At 36.2% G+C, this 16,789-nt stretch carries 17 protein-coding genes and 1 other annotated feature; all 17 genes read left to right on the plus strand.

The genetic code is table 11. The annotated features are described in order from the left end of the window. The first annotated feature begins 371 nt into the window (after positions 1 to 371). The 17 genes from spoIIGA to EJF36_RS08805 all read left to right on the plus strand — a co-directional run bounded on the left by spoIIGA (position 372) and on the right by EJF36_RS08805 (position 16,786). A complete protein-coding gene (spoIIGA, locus tag EJF36_RS08725; RefSeq protein WP_125905949.1) occupies positions 372 to 1,298 on the plus strand; it encodes a sigma-E processing peptidase SpoIIGA in 927 nt (308 codons plus the stop codon). Positions 1,299 to 1,355: 57 nt separating this feature from the next. After that, positions 1,356 to 2,075: an RNA polymerase sporulation sigma factor SigE gene (gene sigE / locus EJF36_RS08730; protein ID WP_125905950.1), complete on the plus strand. Its 720-nt coding sequence runs from the start codon at positions 1,356 to 1,358 to the stop codon at positions 2,073 to 2,075. A 135-nt stretch (positions 2,076 to 2,210) separates the two neighbouring features. Then, complete coding sequence (gene sigG, locus EJF36_RS08735; RefSeq protein ID WP_125905951.1) at positions 2,211 to 2,990, plus strand: RNA polymerase sporulation sigma factor SigG; 780 nt, start codon at positions 2,211 to 2,213, stop codon at positions 2,988 to 2,990. Between the two features lie 440 nt (positions 2,991 to 3,430). Then, positions 3,431 to 3,685, plus strand: coding sequence for a YlmC/YmxH family sporulation protein (locus EJF36_RS08740; RefSeq protein WP_125905952.1), 255 nt, complete (start codon positions 3,431 to 3,433; stop codon positions 3,683 to 3,685). Positions 3,686 to 3,794: 109 nt separating this feature from the next. Then, the gene (gene pgeF, locus EJF36_RS08745; protein ID WP_125905953.1) at positions 3,795 to 4,613 is read left to right on the plus strand and encodes a peptidoglycan editing factor PgeF; all 819 of its coding nucleotides are present in this window, start codon (positions 3,795 to 3,797) and stop codon (positions 4,611 to 4,613) included. A gap of 7 nt (positions 4,614 to 4,620) precedes the next feature. Next, on the plus strand, positions 4,621 to 5,298 hold the full coding sequence (locus tag EJF36_RS08750; RefSeq protein ID WP_125905954.1) for a YggS family pyridoxal phosphate-dependent enzyme: 678 nt from the start codon (positions 4,621 to 4,623) through the stop codon (positions 5,296 to 5,298). 12 nt (positions 5,299 to 5,310) lie between these two features. After that, complete coding sequence (locus EJF36_RS08755) at positions 5,311 to 5,760, plus strand: cell division protein SepF (RefSeq protein WP_125905955.1); 450 nt, start codon at positions 5,311 to 5,313, stop codon at positions 5,758 to 5,760. Positions 5,761 to 5,766: 6 nt separating this feature from the next. Further along, positions 5,767 to 6,030 (plus strand): YggT family protein, encoded by a 264-nt coding sequence (locus EJF36_RS08760; RefSeq protein ID WP_125905956.1) that lies wholly within the window; start codon positions 5,767 to 5,769, stop codon positions 6,028 to 6,030. Positions 6,031 to 6,232: 202 nt separating this feature from the next. Next, positions 6,233 to 7,009, plus strand: coding sequence for a YlmH family RNA-binding protein (locus EJF36_RS08765; RefSeq protein WP_125905957.1), 777 nt, complete (start codon positions 6,233 to 6,235; stop codon positions 7,007 to 7,009). Positions 7,010 to 7,215: 206 nt separating this feature from the next. Further along, the gene (locus EJF36_RS08770; RefSeq protein ID WP_125905958.1) at positions 7,216 to 7,719 is read left to right on the plus strand and encodes a DivIVA domain-containing protein; all 504 of its coding nucleotides are present in this window, start codon (positions 7,216 to 7,218) and stop codon (positions 7,717 to 7,719) included. Positions 7,720 to 7,769: 50 nt separating this feature from the next. Next, positions 7,770 to 7,987 (plus strand) — a binding site (T-box leader). A gap of 55 nt (positions 7,988 to 8,042) precedes the next feature. Beyond that, positions 8,043 to 10,808: an isoleucine--tRNA ligase gene (gene ileS, locus EJF36_RS08775; RefSeq protein WP_125905959.1), complete on the plus strand. Its 2,766-nt coding sequence runs from the start codon at positions 8,043 to 8,045 to the stop codon at positions 10,806 to 10,808. A gap of 575 nt (positions 10,809 to 11,383) precedes the next feature. Further along, positions 11,384 to 11,716: a TraR/DksA family transcriptional regulator gene (locus EJF36_RS08780; RefSeq protein ID WP_125905960.1), complete on the plus strand. Its 333-nt coding sequence runs from the start codon at positions 11,384 to 11,386 to the stop codon at positions 11,714 to 11,716. 173 nt (positions 11,717 to 11,889) lie between these two features. After that, positions 11,890 to 12,366, plus strand: coding sequence for a signal peptidase II (gene lspA, locus EJF36_RS08785; RefSeq protein WP_260471858.1), 477 nt, complete (start codon positions 11,890 to 11,892; stop codon positions 12,364 to 12,366). Next, positions 12,353 to 13,270, plus strand: a complete 918-nt coding sequence (locus EJF36_RS08790) for an RluA family pseudouridine synthase (protein WP_125905961.1) — start codon at positions 12,353 to 12,355, stop codon at positions 13,268 to 13,270. The genes lspA and EJF36_RS08790 overlap by 14 nt, the downstream gene beginning before the upstream one ends. Before the next feature lie 241 nt (positions 13,271 to 13,511). After that, positions 13,512 to 14,051, plus strand: coding sequence for a bifunctional pyr operon transcriptional regulator/uracil phosphoribosyltransferase PyrR (pyrR, locus tag EJF36_RS08795; protein WP_125905962.1), 540 nt, complete (start codon positions 13,512 to 13,514; stop codon positions 14,049 to 14,051). A 136-nt stretch (positions 14,052 to 14,187) separates the two neighbouring features. Next, entirely contained in the window at positions 14,188 to 15,489 is a 1,302-nt protein-coding gene (locus tag EJF36_RS08800) for a solute carrier family 23 protein (RefSeq protein ID WP_125905963.1), read from the plus strand. A gap of 382 nt (positions 15,490 to 15,871) precedes the next feature. Further along, entirely contained in the window at positions 15,872 to 16,786 is a 915-nt protein-coding gene (locus tag EJF36_RS08805; RefSeq protein ID WP_125905964.1) for an aspartate carbamoyltransferase catalytic subunit, read from the plus strand. The last annotated feature ends 3 nt before the right edge of the window (positions 16,787 to 16,789 follow it).

The following is a 16,789-nucleotide window of genomic DNA, read 5'->3' on the forward strand; positions in this document are numbered from 1 at the left end:
TTAAAAGGATAATATTACCTAGTTTTTCCTTGAACACAAGCCAATTGTCTCTCAGGTCAGGACTCCGCTGGCGCTCGTCTTGTGCTTGTCATCGTTAACGTTCTATGAAAGTAATTTATTTTCAAGGCTTTTGGTGTAAACGCTTGTATGGTTTTTTACGGGTTTCTCGAACAGGAAAGCCCATCTTCTTTAAGTGTGGGTGTGTGAGTTAAAATACATCAAAGATACGATAAGTATGCACTAACCAGTTTATGTTACAAATTACGAGGGTATCTATCAAAATTTGTCTAGCTTACTCGGCATGAACCGACAGACTTCCTAATAGAGTGTACTATATACTAGTAGCTAGTAAGCTTAGGGGTGGGGATCTCTTGACCATTTATTTAGATGCAATATGGTTATTGAACTTCCTGTTTGATGCGTTAATTTTGTCTCTAACAAGCTATATTTTGAAGCGTAAAGTAAAGAAAATCCGCTTGATTTTAGGGAGTTTATTGGGATCTTCAATAGTAATATTTATGCTAATACCACACACATCTATGCTTGTAAGTAACCCTATTGTGAAGCTATTTTTTTCTATGCTCATAATCTTTGTCACATTTGGTTTTGGTCAATTGCGTATTTTTATTGAGAATTTATTAACATTTTACTTCGCTACTTTTGCAATTGGTGGTGCGCTAGTAGGTGTTCATTATTTCTTGCAAGTCCAATTTGTAACAGAGAATGGTGTCATCATTACTAATCTAACTGGATTAGGAGATCCAATTGCATGGCTTTTCGTTGTTATTTGCTTTCCGCTACTTTGGTATTTTACAAAAAAAAGAATTTCTAATGTTAAATATCAAACGTACAAACATGATCAATTAGTGGATGTAATCATTGAAATCTCAGATATTTCATTGAATGTTTGTGGGCTTATAGATAGTGGTAATTCATTACACGACCCTATATCTAAAGCACCAGTTATGATTGTTGATGCAACAGCTGTTTCAGACACCTTACCTAAAGATGTTGTTGATATTGCCTCACATCTGGATGATTTTTTACAGGGGCAAAAACATGTTCCTCAAGGATGGGAAGGGAGAGTTAGATTAATACCGTATCGAGTAGTAGGACAACAAGCTAATATGTTATTAGCATTAAAGCCCGACAAAATTAAAATTGTTGATAAGAAGGGGAACACATATGAAACCAAAGGGTTATTCGCAATTAATCCCGCCCATTTTTCTAACGACAAAACCTTTAACGCTATAATTCATCCTAAAATGATGATTTCAGGTATATCGACAGCATCGTAAACTTATTAATTAGTACTATCATACTCACTTTTTACAAAAATAGAAGGGGGAAAGAAGTTGCGCTTTCTAAAATTTAAGCTCACATATTATTGGTATAAACTGCTCATTCGTATTGGTCTCAAAACTGACGAAGTATATTATATTGGTGGCAGTGAGGCGCTACCTCCTCCACTTTCTAAAGAGGAAGAAGAGCATTTACTTAAGAAGCTCCCTAGTGGCGATCAAGCAGCACGATCTATATTAATTGAGCGTAATCTTCGTTTAGTTGTTTATATAGCAAGGAAATTTGAAAATACTGGTATAAATATTGAAGACCTAATTAGCATTGGTACAATAGGATTAATTAAAGCGGTGAATACCTTCAACCCAGAGAAGAAGATAAAGCTTGCTACCTATGCTTCTAGATGTATTGAAAATGAGATATTAATGTACTTAAGGCGAAACAATAAAATAAGATCCGAAGTCTCATTTGATGAGCCACTAAATATCGACTGGGATGGAAATGAGCTTTTATTGTCAGATGTTTTAGGGACGGAAGAAGATATTATTACAAGAGATTTAGAAGCGAATGTAGATCGTAAATTATTAATAAAGGCATTACAACAGTTAAGTGATAGAGAAAAACAGATTATGGAACTTCGTTTTGGATTAGTTGGCGGCGAGGAAAAAACGCAAAAGGATGTTGCAGATATGCTTGGTATTTCTCAGTCATACATTTCTCGACTTGAGAAAAGAATTATTAAGCGACTTCGTAAAGAATTTAATAAAATGGTATAGCTTAATAAAAAATTTTTCGTGCCTTGTCCTTTATATATCAATGTTTTCAAAATGGCTTGTAAAGGGTAGTGCATATTTTCCCTCACACAGGAGATACTTTAATTTGAACAGCAACTCCTGTTAGGAGGGAAAAATTTGACTAGAAACAAAGTAGAAATCTGCGGTGTAGACACATCAAAGCTTCCAGTCCTTAAAAACGATGAGATGCGGGAGCTGTTTAGAAACATGCAAGCAGGAGACATATCAGCTCGAGAAAAGCTTGTTAACGGTAATTTAAGACTCGTACTTAGCGTTATACAACGGTTTAACAACAGAGGAGAATATGTTGATGACTTGTTTCAAGTTGGCTGTATAGGTCTCATGAAATCCATTGACAATTTTGACTTAAGTCAGAATGTAAAGTTTTCTACATATGCTGTACCAATGATAATAGGCGAAATTCGCCGTTATTTACGTGACAACAATCCTATTCGTGTATCTAGGTCATTGAGAGACATCGCTTATAAGGCTTTACAGGTACGCGAGAGATTGATGGGAGAAACATCAAGAGAGCCAACTGCAGAAGAAATTGCGAAAGTGTTAGAAGTTCCTCAAGAGGAAATAGTTTTTGCGCTAGATGCAATTCAAGATCCAGTATCTTTATTTGAGCCAATTTACAACGATGGTGGAGACCCTATCTATGTAATGGATCAATTAAGTGATGAACGAAATCGTGATTCAACTTGGATTGAAGAAATTGCTTTAATGGAGGGAATGCGTCGATTAAATGATAGGGAAAAGCTTATTTTACGAAAAAGATTTTTCCAAGGAAAAACACAAATGGAAGTAGCTGAGGAGATAGGGATATCTCAAGCACAAGTTTCTCGACTGGAAAAGGCGGCAATTAAGCAAATGAGTAAAAATATTCAAACATAAAAATGAAAGTCTAGGACTAACTTCCTAGACTTTTTTCTATGGAAAAGTATGAAACTCTTTACCAAGCTGAGTTTCTAGCTCATAGCGCCAACATCGAGAGAAAATACACATCAGATTTTCTTGAAAAAATGTTCCTTGATTACACTCCAAACTTCTCTGCAGCTAGGAAGACCGAGTGTTGATAACGTGACAGGGCGTTTCCTTGTTGTCGAGCTATGGCGCTCACCCTATGTTAGTACCGTTAGGGCGGACATTGCGTTTCATTAATTTTCAAATCAAGTCCTACATGACAAATTTTGAAAATAAATTGTGTAATGATCTTATAAATGTTTATATCCATTTGTTCGCTAATTTTTAGTTTTACGATTCTGCCTGATTCATTTCTAAATACAGATAGTAGAACATATATTGTTAATAAACACTAGAAGGAGCGGACGTAAATGGTTAAAATCTCAGATTTTCAAGTGAAAGATGTTGTTAATGTATCTGATGGGAAAAAACTTGGCAATATTACAGATATTGATATAAATCTTACAACAGGACGGATTGAATCCATTATTATCTCTGGGGTAGGTAAAGTTTTTGGGTTGTTTGGAAAGGATGACGAGGTTGTTGTACCTTGGAGAAATATTGTGAAAATTGGAGCGGACGTTATATTGGTAAGATTTCCTCAATCAATAGAAAGTGGGGACTAGTTCATATATCATACATAAATGCTTATTTAGTATGATTAAATGAAGCCGTTATATTTAAGTGGTTTATGATATAATTACTAACAACAACCTCATTTAAAGGAAGAATGCTATGAATGATTGTTTTGAAGCAAAGGACAACATTTTAACTATTCCACATTGGTCTAAATTGAAAGAAAACCTTGTTACTGGGTTTACGACAAAACACGGTGGATTTAGCAAGAGTTATTATACATCATTAAACGTGGGTCTTCATGTACAGGACAGGGATATCGATGTTATTAAAAATCGTATAAGAGTAGCAGAAAACGTGAATTTCCCCTTCGAAAAATGGATATTTGCAGACCAAATCCACAAAAATACAATCACTAAAATAACTCAGGATCATAAAGGCGCTGGTACGACTTCTTTACGTAGTGCTATACAGGCTACAGACGGCTTGTATACAAACGATCAAGGAGTTATGCTTGCGCTTTGCTTTGCTGATTGTGTACCTCTTTATTTTCTGGCACCTTCAAAAAACTATATCGGTATTGCTCACGCTGGTTGGAGAGGAACAGTTTCTAATATTGCTGGGAAAATGGTCCAAACCTGGCTAGCTGAAGGAGTACGAATAGAGGAGATACATGTAGTTATTGGTCCATCTATTGAATCTTGTTGTTATATTGTAGACAATAAAGTTATTTGTGAAATTGAAAATGTACTAGATAACAGTAAAGAAAAGCCATATAATTTAATAGAAGAAGGACAATATTGTCTAAATTTGAAAGAAGTTAATAAACAGCTTATTCTCCAGACTGGTATAAGTGATAATAATATACTGGTGTCTAACTACTGTACAGGTTGTGAATCGGACATGTTTTTTTCCCATCGGCGTGACCTTGGAAAAACAGGTAGGATGATGAGTTTTATTGGATTAAAGGAGGAGTAGTTAGTCTTTGAGTGTGTATGAAAATTTGCAGACTATCGAACAAGAAATTTTAGAAGTTTGTGCTAAATCGAATCGTAAGAGAACTGATATAACTATTATTGGTGTCACAAAATATGTCACTGTAGAACGAGCTCAGGAAACGATAAATAGTGGTATTATTCACCTTGGCGAAAGCAGGGACAATGGAATGGTGGACAAGCACAGTGTAATAGGGGACAAGGCTATTTGGCATTATATTGGAACGTTGCAATCTAAAAAAGTAAAGAACGTTATTAATATTGCATCATATATCCATTCACTTGATAGAATATCGTTAGCTAAGGAAATCAATAAACGAGCAGAAACCGTTATTAAATGTTTTGTTCAAGTAAATACGTCTCAAGAAGAGTCAAAGCATGGTTTAAATCCGGAAGAAGTGATTTCGTTTATAGAAGAAGTTAGGAAATTCTCTAAGATTGAGATTGTTGGTCTTATGACTATGGCACCATACACTGAGGACGAATCAGTTATCCGTCAATGCTTTCGTGATTTGAAACTTTTGCAGCAAGATGTTCAGTCCCTGAAGTTACAACACGCACCATGCAAAGAATTGTCCATGGGGATGTCAAATGACTTTCAAATTGCGATTGAAGAGGGAGCTACATACATTCGAATTGGAAGCCGTTTAGTAGGGAATGAATCTTAGGAGGGGAAGATAGTGAGCATTAAGAACAAATTTAGAAGTTTTTTTGCACTAGACGATGAATATGAATACGAAGAAGAGATCATTGAAGAGGATGTTTATGAGCAACAACAAATAAAGCCTACGAAGTCACAATCCCAGCAACAGAAACAAAACGTAGTTAGTTTGCAAAGTGTGACTAAGAGCTCAAAGGTAATACTTATTGAACCAAGAGCTTATTCAGATGCGCAAGATATTGCAGATCATTTAAAAAACCGACGTTCTGTTGTTGTGAACCTTCAGCGTATTTCACATGATCAAGCGAAGCGAATAGTTGATTTCTTAAGTGGGACTGTATATGCTATAGGTGGAGATATTCAACGCGTAGGCCTAAATATCTTCCTTTGCACGCCTGATAATGTAGATGTGCAAGGTACTATCACAGAAGCTGGTCTTGAAGAAGAAATATATGATAAGAGGTGGTAAAATTCCATGGTGTTTATATATGATTTATTAAGAACACTTATACAGATTTACTCATATGCGATTATTGCCTACATTTTAATGTCTTGGTTCCCAAATGCACGTGAGACGTCTATCGGACAATTTTTAGCTAAAATTTGCGAACCATTTTTAGAGCCATTTCGCCGCTTTATACCACCGTTAGGTATGATCGATATATCCCCAATTGTGGCGATTTTAACTTTGAATTTCGCTACATATGGATTACAGGCAATTTTTCGTATGCTAATCTAAATGTATCTTAAGGGAATCCCAGTCGGTTCCCTTTTTTTATGTTAAAGAAGTAAATAAAATTGATGCCCAGCTTTAGACACAAGGGAAAAGTGTGAATATCGATTTTTATCAAATGACTTAAAAACAGCAATGGAAGTGTGCTTTTGTTGTAACGAATGAGTGAAGGACATACATAGTATAAAATGGATGGAGGATATGTAAGTTGAGTGTGTATCAACACTATAGAAAAGAAGAACACGCTTTTGTGGATCAAGTAATAGAGTGGAAAGATGCAGTGATAACTCAGTATGCCCCTAAGTTATCAGATTTTCTTGATCCTAGAGAGCAGCAAATCGCCAAAAGCGTCATAGGTAAACATGACGATGTTTTGTTGCAGTTTAACGGAGGAGGGCCTTATACTGAGCGCAAACGAGCTCTTATTTATCCTTCATACTATGAACCAACAGTTCATGACTTTGACCTAAAACTATTCGAAATGAACTATCCCGATAAATTTGTAAACCTAGAGCATCCCCAAATTCTTGGAAGTGTTCTTGGATTAGGTTTACGAAGGGGGAAGTTTGGTGACATACTGATAAGTGACGATAAACGAATACAAATTGTGGTTGCTGCAGAGATTGGGGATTACGTATCAATGCATCTTGAAAAGATCGGAAAAACAGTTGTTTCTGTTCAGGCGGTTGATTTGAATAACATTATACATAAAACTGATAACTGGCTTGAGAAGGTTAATTCATTTAGCTCCTTCAGGTTAGACACCATTGCAGCAGGTATTTTTAATGTTTCAAGACAAAAAATTGCACCGTTAATTCAAAACGGTCATGTGAAAGTGAATTGGCAAGTTATAACTGATACGTCGTTTGGATGTAAAGAAGGTGATGTTTTATCTGTGCGCGGTTTTGGACGTAGTAAATTACTTCAATTTGAAGGTACTACTAAAAAAGATAAAATTCGCCTTCGGTATGGTTTGCAAAAATAAAATTTTGTCTAGAAAAAGAGAAGGATTCTCGAGAATTATGTCGAAATATAACCTTATCGTTTTATAAAAAGCTATGATGTATCATTACGCTTGTATAATTTGCGTATAGTACTTGTTGTCGGAAACTTTATTAGATTTGTGTACACTACTAGTAAATATGCTTTTGTTATAACAATTTTAAAATAGACTTTCTGGAGGTGGCATGCGTGCCCTTAACACCGTTAGATATCCATAATAAAGAGTTTTCTAAAGGTTTTCGTGGATATGATGAAGATGAAGTAAATGAGTTTTTAGACCAAGTCATTAAAGATTATGAGATGATTATACGAGAAAAAAAAGAATTAGAAGAAAAGGTTACAAATCTAAATGAACGTTTAGGTCATTTTACGAACATAGAAGAAACTTTAAATAAATCAATTATTATAGCACAACAAACTGCTGAAGAAGTTAAGCATAATGCTCAAAAGGAGGCAAAGTTGATAATTAGAGAAGCAGAAAAAAATGCTGATCGAATTGTTAATGAGGCTCTTACAAAATCAAGGAAAATCACATTAGAAATTGAAGAATTAAAAAAACAATCTAAAGTATTTAGAAATCGTTTTAAAATGTTATTAGAAGCGCAATTAGATTTATTAGATAATAATGACTGGGATGAACTGGGAAAGTTTCAAGTGCCAAATGTAGTTGATATTTCACAAGATAACGAGTAAATCTTGACGTCACCGGTTTCATACCCTATAATGGAAAAATATTAAATATTGACTAAATGAAGATAGGGACAGTAGTTTTAATACTTTTTCCAAGCGAACTAGGGGTGGTGTGAGCCTAGTAAAAATATTAAAAGCGAAAATCACCCTGGAGTTCTAAGGCTGAATGATAGTAAGCTTTGGCGGATATTTCACGTTACGAAATTCGAGTGGACTGCACGAAACACTAGCAGTTTATTAGGGTGGTACCGCGAGCCTTCTCGTCCCTAGGATGAGAGGGCCTTTTTGTGTTGGTTTTTATATACAAACTAGGAGGATGTAATAACATGGAATACAAAGATACATTGTTAATGCCAAAAACAGAGTTCCCAATGCGTGGTAATTTACCAAATCGCGAGCCAGAAATTCAAACGATGTGGGACGAACTTGATATTTATTCTAAGGTGCAAGAACGTACAAAGGATAGACCTTTATACGTGTTGCATGATGGGCCTCCGTACGCGAACGGAGATATTCATATCGGTCACGCGCTTAATAAAATTTTAAAAGACTTTATTGTAAGGTTTAAGTCTATGAATGGTTTCTGTGCACCATATGTGCCAGGATGGGATACACATGGATTGCCAATTGAAACAGCATTAACAAAGAACAAAAAAGTAAACCGCAAAGAAATGTCAGTCGCAGAGTTCCGTAAGCTTTGTGAGGAGTATGCGTGGGAACAGCTTGAGGGACAACGTGAGCAGTTCAAACGCTTAGGAGTTCGTGGTGATTGGGACAATCCATATGTCACTTTAAAACCTGAATACGAAGCACAACAAATTAAGGTGTTCGGAGAGATGGCAAAAAAGGGTTATATTTATAAAGGTCTGAAGCCAGTTTATTGGTCGCCGTCTAGTGAGTCAGCATTAGCAGAGGCAGAAATTGAGTATAAGGACAAACGTTCACCATCAATATATGTTGGTTTTAAAGTTGTTGATGGTAAAGGTGTGCTTGATGAGCAAACGAATATCGTCATCTGGACAACTACACCTTGGACAATTCCAGCTAACCTTGGAATTTCTGTACATCCTGACTTTGATTATAGTGTAGTAGAGGTTAATGAGGACAAATATGTTGTTGCTTCTGATTTATTAGATTCAGTGAAAAAAGAAATCGGTTGGGAAAATGTTAATATAGTTAAAAAGTTAAAGGGATTTGAGCTTGAGAACTTAAAGGTTAAACACCCATTATATGATCGTGAGTCACTAATTATGACAGGTGACCATGTTACAACGGAAGCTGGTACGGGATGTGTCCATACAGCACCTGGTCATGGTGAAGATGACTTTATCATTGGTAATAAATATGGATTAGGTGTGTTGTGTCCTGTAGATGAAAAAGGCTATATGACAGCAGAGGCTCCAGGATTCGAAGGATTATTTTATGATGAAGCAAACAAACCAATTACGGAAAAATTACAAGAAGTTGGTGCTTTGTTGCACTTGTCATTTATCACACACTCATATCCTCATGATTGGCGTACAAAAAAACCAACTATTTTCCGAGCGACTGCGCAATGGTTCGCTTCTATTAAAGATTTCCGTGATCAGTTATTGAAGGAAGTAGAAGCAACGCAATGGGTTCCAGCTTGGGGTGAAACTCGTTTATACAACATGGTTCGTGACAGAGGTGATTGGTGTATTTCGCGTCAACGTGCTTGGGGTGTACCAATTCCAGTCTTTTATGGTGAAAATGGAGATCCGATTATCACGGATGAAACTATCGAACATGTATCAAAACTATTCCGTGAACATGGATCGAATATTTGGTTTGAGAAAGAAGCTAAAGATTTATTACCTGAAGGCTTCGCACATTCTTCTAGTCCCAATGGTTTGTTTACTAAAGAAACTGATATTATGGACGTCTGGTTTGACTCAGGTTCGTCGCATCAATCTGTGTTAGAAGAGAGAGAAGATCTTGTACGACCAGCGGACCTATATTTAGAAGGTTCGGACCAATATCGAGGATGGTTTAATTCATCTTTATCGACTAGTGTAGCCGTAACCGGAAAAGCGCCTTACAAAGGTGTCTTAAGCCATGGGTTTGTTCTTGATGGTGAAGGTCGTAAGATGAGTAAGTCTGTTGGGAACGTGGTGATCCCAGCGAAGGTTATGAAGCAGCTAGGCGGAGATATTTTACGTTTATGGGTAGCTTCGGTAGATTATCAATCAGACGTACGTATTTCTGATAATATTCTTAAGCAAGTTGCAGAAGTGTATCGAAAAATACGTAACACGTATCGCTTCCTGCTTGGTAATTTAGCTGATTTTAATCCAGAAGAGCATACAGTATCGTATGATAAGTTGCGTGAAGTAGACCAATATATGTTAATTAAGCTTAATAAGCTAATTGGTAAAGTGAAAAATTCTTACGATTCATATGACTTTATGGCTATTTATCATGATGTACACAATTATTGTACAATTGATTTGAGTTCATTCTATTTAGATTTTGCAAAAGATGTATTATATATTGAAGCGGCAGACAATTTAGAACGTCGTAGTATTCAAACTGTTTTGTTTGAGGCGCTACATGCATTGACTAAATTAATGGCGCCAATCTTACCACATACAGCTGATGAGGTTTGGACTCATATTCCTAACGTTGACAGAGAAAGTGTACAATTAACGGATATGCCTGAAGAACAACAATTTGCTAATTCAGCAGAAATGATGGCAAAATGGAATTCGTTTATGAATTTACGAGATGATGTGCTGAAAGCTCTTGAAATTGCAAGAAATGAAAAGGTCATCGGAAAATCTTTAACAGCGCATGTTACATTGTATGTTAATGAAGAGGCCAATCAATTATTAACTTCAATAGACGAGAGTTTAACACAATTGTTTATTGTGTCAGGGTTTAATATTGGTGGTTCACTAGAGGATGCCCCAAGTAATGCTATTAAATTTGATGATGTAGCTATTGTTGTTAGCAAAGCAGATGGCGAAACATGTGAGCGTTGCTGGACAGTTACACGTACGGTTGGAGCAGTAACTGAACATCCTACTTTATGTGAACGCTGTGCAACGGTTGTAGCGAATCATTACGCTTAAGCACAGAAAAAGGATCTATGACATACATTGTGTCATAGGTCTTTTTTATTGAAACTTTGAACGAGATTGGTATTTAGCTTTTCAGTTGCCAACGCGCTTCAAAGTATTTTCTTTTGGTGAAAAACATTTTTGAACATAATGCTGATTCAAAGGGGGAATTGTCACCATATTCCTAAATGTTTCAATTCAAGCTGATGAATTTAATGATTTTCATCTTCTCGCCCTCCATAAGCTAGAAGGACCTAGCACCTTTGCGACAGACTCTTATTGTTGGCCAGAACTTTTCACCGGAGGATGGGCACTTTGAACTTTTGGAATGCAATAAATGTAAAACTTGCTGAAATAAAATGTTTGGACTATCTCTCTAAACATGTTTGTTCTTTAGAATCTATTTAAAGCATAAAACAATTCTCCATATGCTAAAACGGCTTATGTCAGCCTTTAAATTATTGGTACCATTTCCCATAATAATTTTATTAGGAAAAAGTTACACACAGTCATTTTTTAGTCTCTGGTTACAATAACAATACACACAACACTACCTCATGCAGTACGCAATTAAGGAGGCGAATTGTATGTGTCAAAAGAAGTATAAGGAGATTAAACGTGAACTTGAATTAACAAAACAGGAGTTATCACAACGATTACATGAAACTGAGGTGGCTAAGGAGTTCTTCTTTTCTGTTGGTGATGACAAAAAACAAATGCTGCATCATCATGTAAAGCAAGATCTAACTGATGTTGAGCGAGCTCTACAAAAATTAGAGTTAGGGGTATATGGATATTGTGAAGAAACTGGTGAGAAAATTCCAGATGACTTACTAACAACACTGCCTACTGCACGCTATATTGAAGATTTTTCTGTATTAACAATGTATAAAAAAAATCCCGTGTCTTCGCATTTTTAATGTAGGGAAGTGTTAAAGACACTTCCTTAAGATACCCTTTCCTAGTTCGTGTAGACATTTATATTTGTAATACTATATACCCCTTGTAAGAAGCAATATGTAATTGTATTTTTCTTTTCACTTCTTTGTGGTACAATCTTTCTTATCATGTACATATTGGGGGTTCAAAGAAGTTGGCTTATTTGGTAGCATTGGTTGTGATTTTGATTGATCAGATTACAAAATGGCTTGTCACACAATACATGGATTTATATGAAAGTATTGCTGTAATCCCGGAATTTTTCTATTTAACATCTCATAGAAATCGTGGAGCCGCTTGGGGTATATTACAAGGACAAATGTGGTTTTTCTATATTATCACGATAATTGTTGTCGCATTTTTAATATATTATATTTCACGTTTAAAAAAATCCGAACGGTTACTTCGTTTTACATTAGGACTCATGCTTGGTGGAGCCATTGGGAACTTTATTGATAGATTGTTTCGTAAGGAAGTTGTAGATTTCTTTGATATTTATATCTTTACATACGATTATCCTATATTCAACATTGCAGATTCTGCACTTGTTATCGGGGTAGGGCTATTTTTTATTTATAGTCTTTTAGAAGCAAAAAAGGAAAAGGAGCAACAAAAGAATGGAGCAATTTGATATCCATATAACCGAAGAAAATAAAGGACAACGAATTGATAAGATTATTTCTTCTTTTGATGAAGAGTGGTCCCGTACACAAGTACAGGATTGGATACGTGATGGTCATGTGACAGTCAATGGTTCTACTACAAAGGCAAATTATAAGTGTAGTGCAGGTGATGCCATCAGCGTTACGATGCCTGAACCAGAAAGCTTAGATGTTGTTCCTGAACAAATGGATTTACATATTTATTATGAAGACAGTGATGTGTTAGTTGTTAACAAGCCAAGGGGGATGGTTGTTCATCCAGCACCAGGACATTTGTCAGGGACACTTGTGAATGGACTTATGGCTCATTGTACTGATTTGTCAGGGATTAATGGTATTATGCGGCCTGGAATTGTACATAGAATTGATAAAGATACATCTGGATTATTAATGGTAGCTAAAAATGATTTGGCTCATAAGTCTCTTGTAGACCAACTAGTCAAAAAAACAGTAACGAGACGTTATAAAGCAATTGTTCATGGGGTTATCCCACATGATGATGGAACGATTGATGCGCCAATAGGAAGAAATAAGCATGACAGACAAAGCATGACTGTGACAGATGACCATAGTAAGGATGCAGTAACACATTTTAAAGTGCTTGAGCGCTTTAAAGATTTTTCCTATATCGAATGTCAGCTTGAAACGGGACGAACACATCAAATACGTGTTCATATGAAATACATTGGCTATCCATTAGCTGGGGATCCAAAGTATGGTCCTAAAAAAACATTAGATATTAATGGACAAGCTTTGCACGCAGGTATTTTAGGGTTCAAACATCCTAGAACACAAGAATATTTGCAATTTGAGGCGCCTTTACCTGTTGAGTTTGAAGAGTTATTAGATAAATTGAGACGTATTAGTGATTAACCGTTGGTTATTTAATATTTATCACAATAATATTGTTAAATTAACCTTGTCCTATGAAAAATTTGTTGACAGTTTTCGCGCATTGAAGTATTCTTAATTTAATTGAAAAAGACCTTTAAGTACAGTCCTGTGAGGCTGAGAAGGAAACGGTATTGGCACAAGTGTGCAAACTAAACCCTCTCGCCCCATGGCTAGAGGGTTTTTTAATTATTCTAGTATAACAAGTAGGGTAGGTGATACGATGCAAAAAGCTGTTGTTTTAGATGAGCAGGCAATAAGACGAGCACTTACGCGAATCGCTCACGAAATTATTGAAAAAAATAAGGGTATCGATGATTGTATTCTCATTGGAATTAAGACAAGAGGGATTGATATTGCAAATAGGTTGGCAAAAAGAATTGAACAAATTGAAGGCAAAAGTATTTCTGTAGGCGAACTAGATATTACGTTGTATCGAGACGATCTCTCATTCAAAACAGAAGACCATGAGCCTATTGTAAAAGGATCGACTGTGCCAACTGATATTACAAATAAAAAAGTAGTTCTTGTCGATGACGTACTTTACACTGGCAGAACAGTGCGGGCAGCGATGGATGCTTTAATAGATATAGGTAGACCGTCACAAATACAGCTTGCCGTACTAGTCGATAGAGGTCATAGAGAATTACCGATAAGAGCTGATTTTGTTGGAAAGAATATTCCTACATCAAGTACAGAAAAGATTGTTGTTCAGTTAACAGAAATTGATGAAATTGATCAAGTATCAATTTATGAAGGTTAATAATAATTTAATTAACCCTTTAATGGAGTCCTGAGAGGCTTACAAAGGGGATGAAGCTTTCACAATGGTTTATACTATGTGATAGCTCATACCTCTTTGTGTAATCACAAAGAGTTTTTTTATAGGAGGAGAAACAATGTCAAAAAAGATCGTATTAGATGTAAACGAAAAACCGTCATTAGGAAAAGGACTCTCTCTGAGTTTGCAGCATTTGTTTGCTATGTTTGGTGCAACGGTGCTAGTTCCATTTTTAACAGAATTAAGCCCAGCGGTTGCACTTGTATCAAGTGGCTTAGGTACATTAGCTTTTCTTCTTATTACAAGAGGAATGGTACCAGCTTATCTAGGATCATCGTTTGCTTTTATCGCACCAATCATTGCCGCTAAAGCTGCTGGTGGCGTTGGGGCAGCAATGATGGGAAGCTTCTTAGCGGGGCTTGTGTACGGAATAGTTGCACTCATAATAAGTGTCGCAGGTTATAAGTGGTTAATGAGGTTGTTACCAGCGGTTGTTGTAGGTCCTGTCATAATAGTGATCGGTCTTGGATTAGCAAGTGTAGCGGTTGACATGGCAATGTATAACCCGGCTGGCGACTATAGCGTGTTACACTTCTCAGCAGCACTTGTTACTCTAGCTATAACAATTATAAGTTCTATATTTTTAAAAGGAGTTTTTGGACTTATTCCAATTCTTATCGGTATTGCCTCTGGTTATATATATAGTTTAGCTATTGGTATTGTTGATTTTAGTAAGGTTATTGAAGCAAAATGGATTCAAGTACCAGACTTCACCATACCGTTTGTGAGTTACACACCATCAGTTAGTTGGGAAATTATATTGTTAATGGTGCCAGTTGCAGTTGTAACGTTATCAGAGCACATTGGTCATCAGCTTGTTTTAGGAGAAGTTATTAATCGTGATTTAGTGAAAAAGCCAGGGTTACACAAGTCTATCCTAGGAGACGGTGTCGCAACTATGATTGCTTCTTTCCTTGGCGGACCTCCAAATACAACATACGGAGAGAATATCGGTGTTTTAGCCATTACACGTGTATATAGTATTTATGTCATTGGTGGCGCAGCTGTTATTGCAGTAATCTTTGGTTTTATCGGTAAAGTTTCAGCATTAATCTCTTCTGTACCAACTGCTGTTATGGGTGGTGTCTCAATTTTATTATTCGGTATCATCGCTTCTAGTGGGTTGCGCATGATGATTGATGCTAAAGTAGATTTAGGAGACAAACGTAATTTAATTATTTCATCCGTGATCTTAGTAATTGGTATTGGTGGAGCTATCCTGAAGTTCTCTGATAAATTTGAGATTCATGGTATGGCATTAGCGGCATTGTTAGGTATTTTATTAAATGTAATCTTACCAGTAAGTGATAATAATAAGTCAACTCAATCAGAAGAGAAAAAAGAACATACAGTTGCTTAATGCCTTTTAAATATGTCCTGTGAGACATAAAAGGGTGTAAGGTATAAGACTCAGCAAGCCGACTACATGTTAGCATGTTTTGCTGTGCAGTCTTACTTTCACCCTGTCCTATATTATTAGGACGGGGTTTTTTTACAAGTGAGAACATTAGATATAATGGGTTTTCCTAGAAAGTTTTACGAATATGCTATCTTTCAAAATGTTCGTTATTCTATGCGTATAACAAGGACGTAGCGCCAGTCAATATCTCTCGCAGAGGATTGAAGGTTAATGAGTGACAATTCAGCGGCTGTATTTTGCATCAATACAGTGTCTTGCGTACGTGTCTTCTAAAAATGAGCCCGCTCATTTTCTAATAAAATTTTAACGTGGGGTGTAGCATATGCATGTTGTTACGTTATCTCAGTTTACAAACAAAGAGATTGAGAATTTATTGAGTAGTGCAGATCATTTTTCGAAGGGAGACAAATGGCAAGTGCCAGGTCTACAATTTGCAGCTAACTTATTTTTCGAACCAAGTACAAGAACAAAGCTGAGCTTTGAAGTTGCTGAGAAACGGTTAGGACTCGATGTATTACATTTTGATGAAGTATCCTCAAGTGTTCAAAAAGGTGAAAGCTTATATGATACAGTTAAAACAGTGGAAGCTATTGGTGCAAATGTAATTATTATCCGACATAAAGAAAACGAATATTATAAGCATTTAGTCGAAAATGTTTCTGTGCCAATAATTAACGCTGGTGATGGTAGCGGGCATCATCCAACTCAATCATTATTAGATTTGTTTACTATTAAACAACAATTTTCTACTTTTAAAGGCTTAAAAGTCGTTATTGTTGGAGATATACGTCATAGTCGTGTAGCGCGTTCTAATATCGAAGTGTTACAAAAGCTTGGGGCGGTCGTGTACGTATCAGGGCCATTAGAGTGGGTTGAGGAAAGTTATCGACATATGTATCTTTCACTTGATGATGCGGTTGAGGTATGTGATGTTGTTATGATGCTAAGAATACAGTTTGAGCGTCATTCGGATGCGAACAAAGTACAAATGTCAGTTGAAGAGTATCATCAAAAGTACGGTTTAACTGTTGAACGGGAAATAAGAATGAAAACAAACAGTATCATTATGCATCCAGCTCCTGTAAACCGTGACGTAGAAATTGCTAATTGCCTTGTTGAATGTGAACGTTCAAGAATTTTCAAGCAAATGGAAAACGGCGTATATGCCCGAATGGCTGTTTTACAGTGGGCTTTACAACAACAAAAGAGATTTTCAAAGTATACGGTAGTCATTTAATAG

The organism is Bacillus sp. HMF5848, assembly GCF_003944835.1.
Classification (GTDB): domain Bacteria; phylum Bacillota; class Bacilli; order Bacillales; family HMF5848; genus HMF5848.

Excerpts from the sequence above, each read along its gene's own strand:
- EJF36_RS08740 (WP_125905952.1), top strand. The coding sequence starts at position 3,431 with ATGGTTAAAATCTCAGATTTTCAAGTGAAAGATGTTGTTAATGTATCT.
- pgeF (WP_125905953.1), top strand. The coding sequence starts at position 3,795 with ATGAATGATTGTTTTGAAGCAAAGGACAACATTTTAACTATTCCACAT.
- EJF36_RS08760 (WP_125905956.1), top strand. The coding sequence starts at position 5,767 with ATGGTGTTTATATATGATTTATTAAGAACACTTATACAGATTTACTCA.
- ileS (WP_125905959.1), top strand. The coding sequence starts at position 8,043 with ATGGAATACAAAGATACATTGTTAATGCCAAAAACAGAGTTCCCAATG.
- EJF36_RS08780 (WP_125905960.1), top strand. The coding sequence starts at position 11,384 with ATGTGTCAAAAGAAGTATAAGGAGATTAAACGTGAACTTGAATTAACA.
- EJF36_RS08790 (WP_125905961.1), top strand. The coding sequence starts at position 12,353 with ATGGAGCAATTTGATATCCATATAACCGAAGAAAATAAAGGACAACGA.
- pyrR (WP_125905962.1), top strand. The coding sequence starts at position 13,512 with ATGCAAAAAGCTGTTGTTTTAGATGAGCAGGCAATAAGACGAGCACTT.
- EJF36_RS08800 (WP_125905963.1), top strand. The coding sequence starts at position 14,188 with ATGTCAAAAAAGATCGTATTAGATGTAAACGAAAAACCGTCATTAGGA.
- EJF36_RS08805 (WP_125905964.1), top strand. The coding sequence starts at position 15,872 with ATGCATGTTGTTACGTTATCTCAGTTTACAAACAAAGAGATTGAGAAT.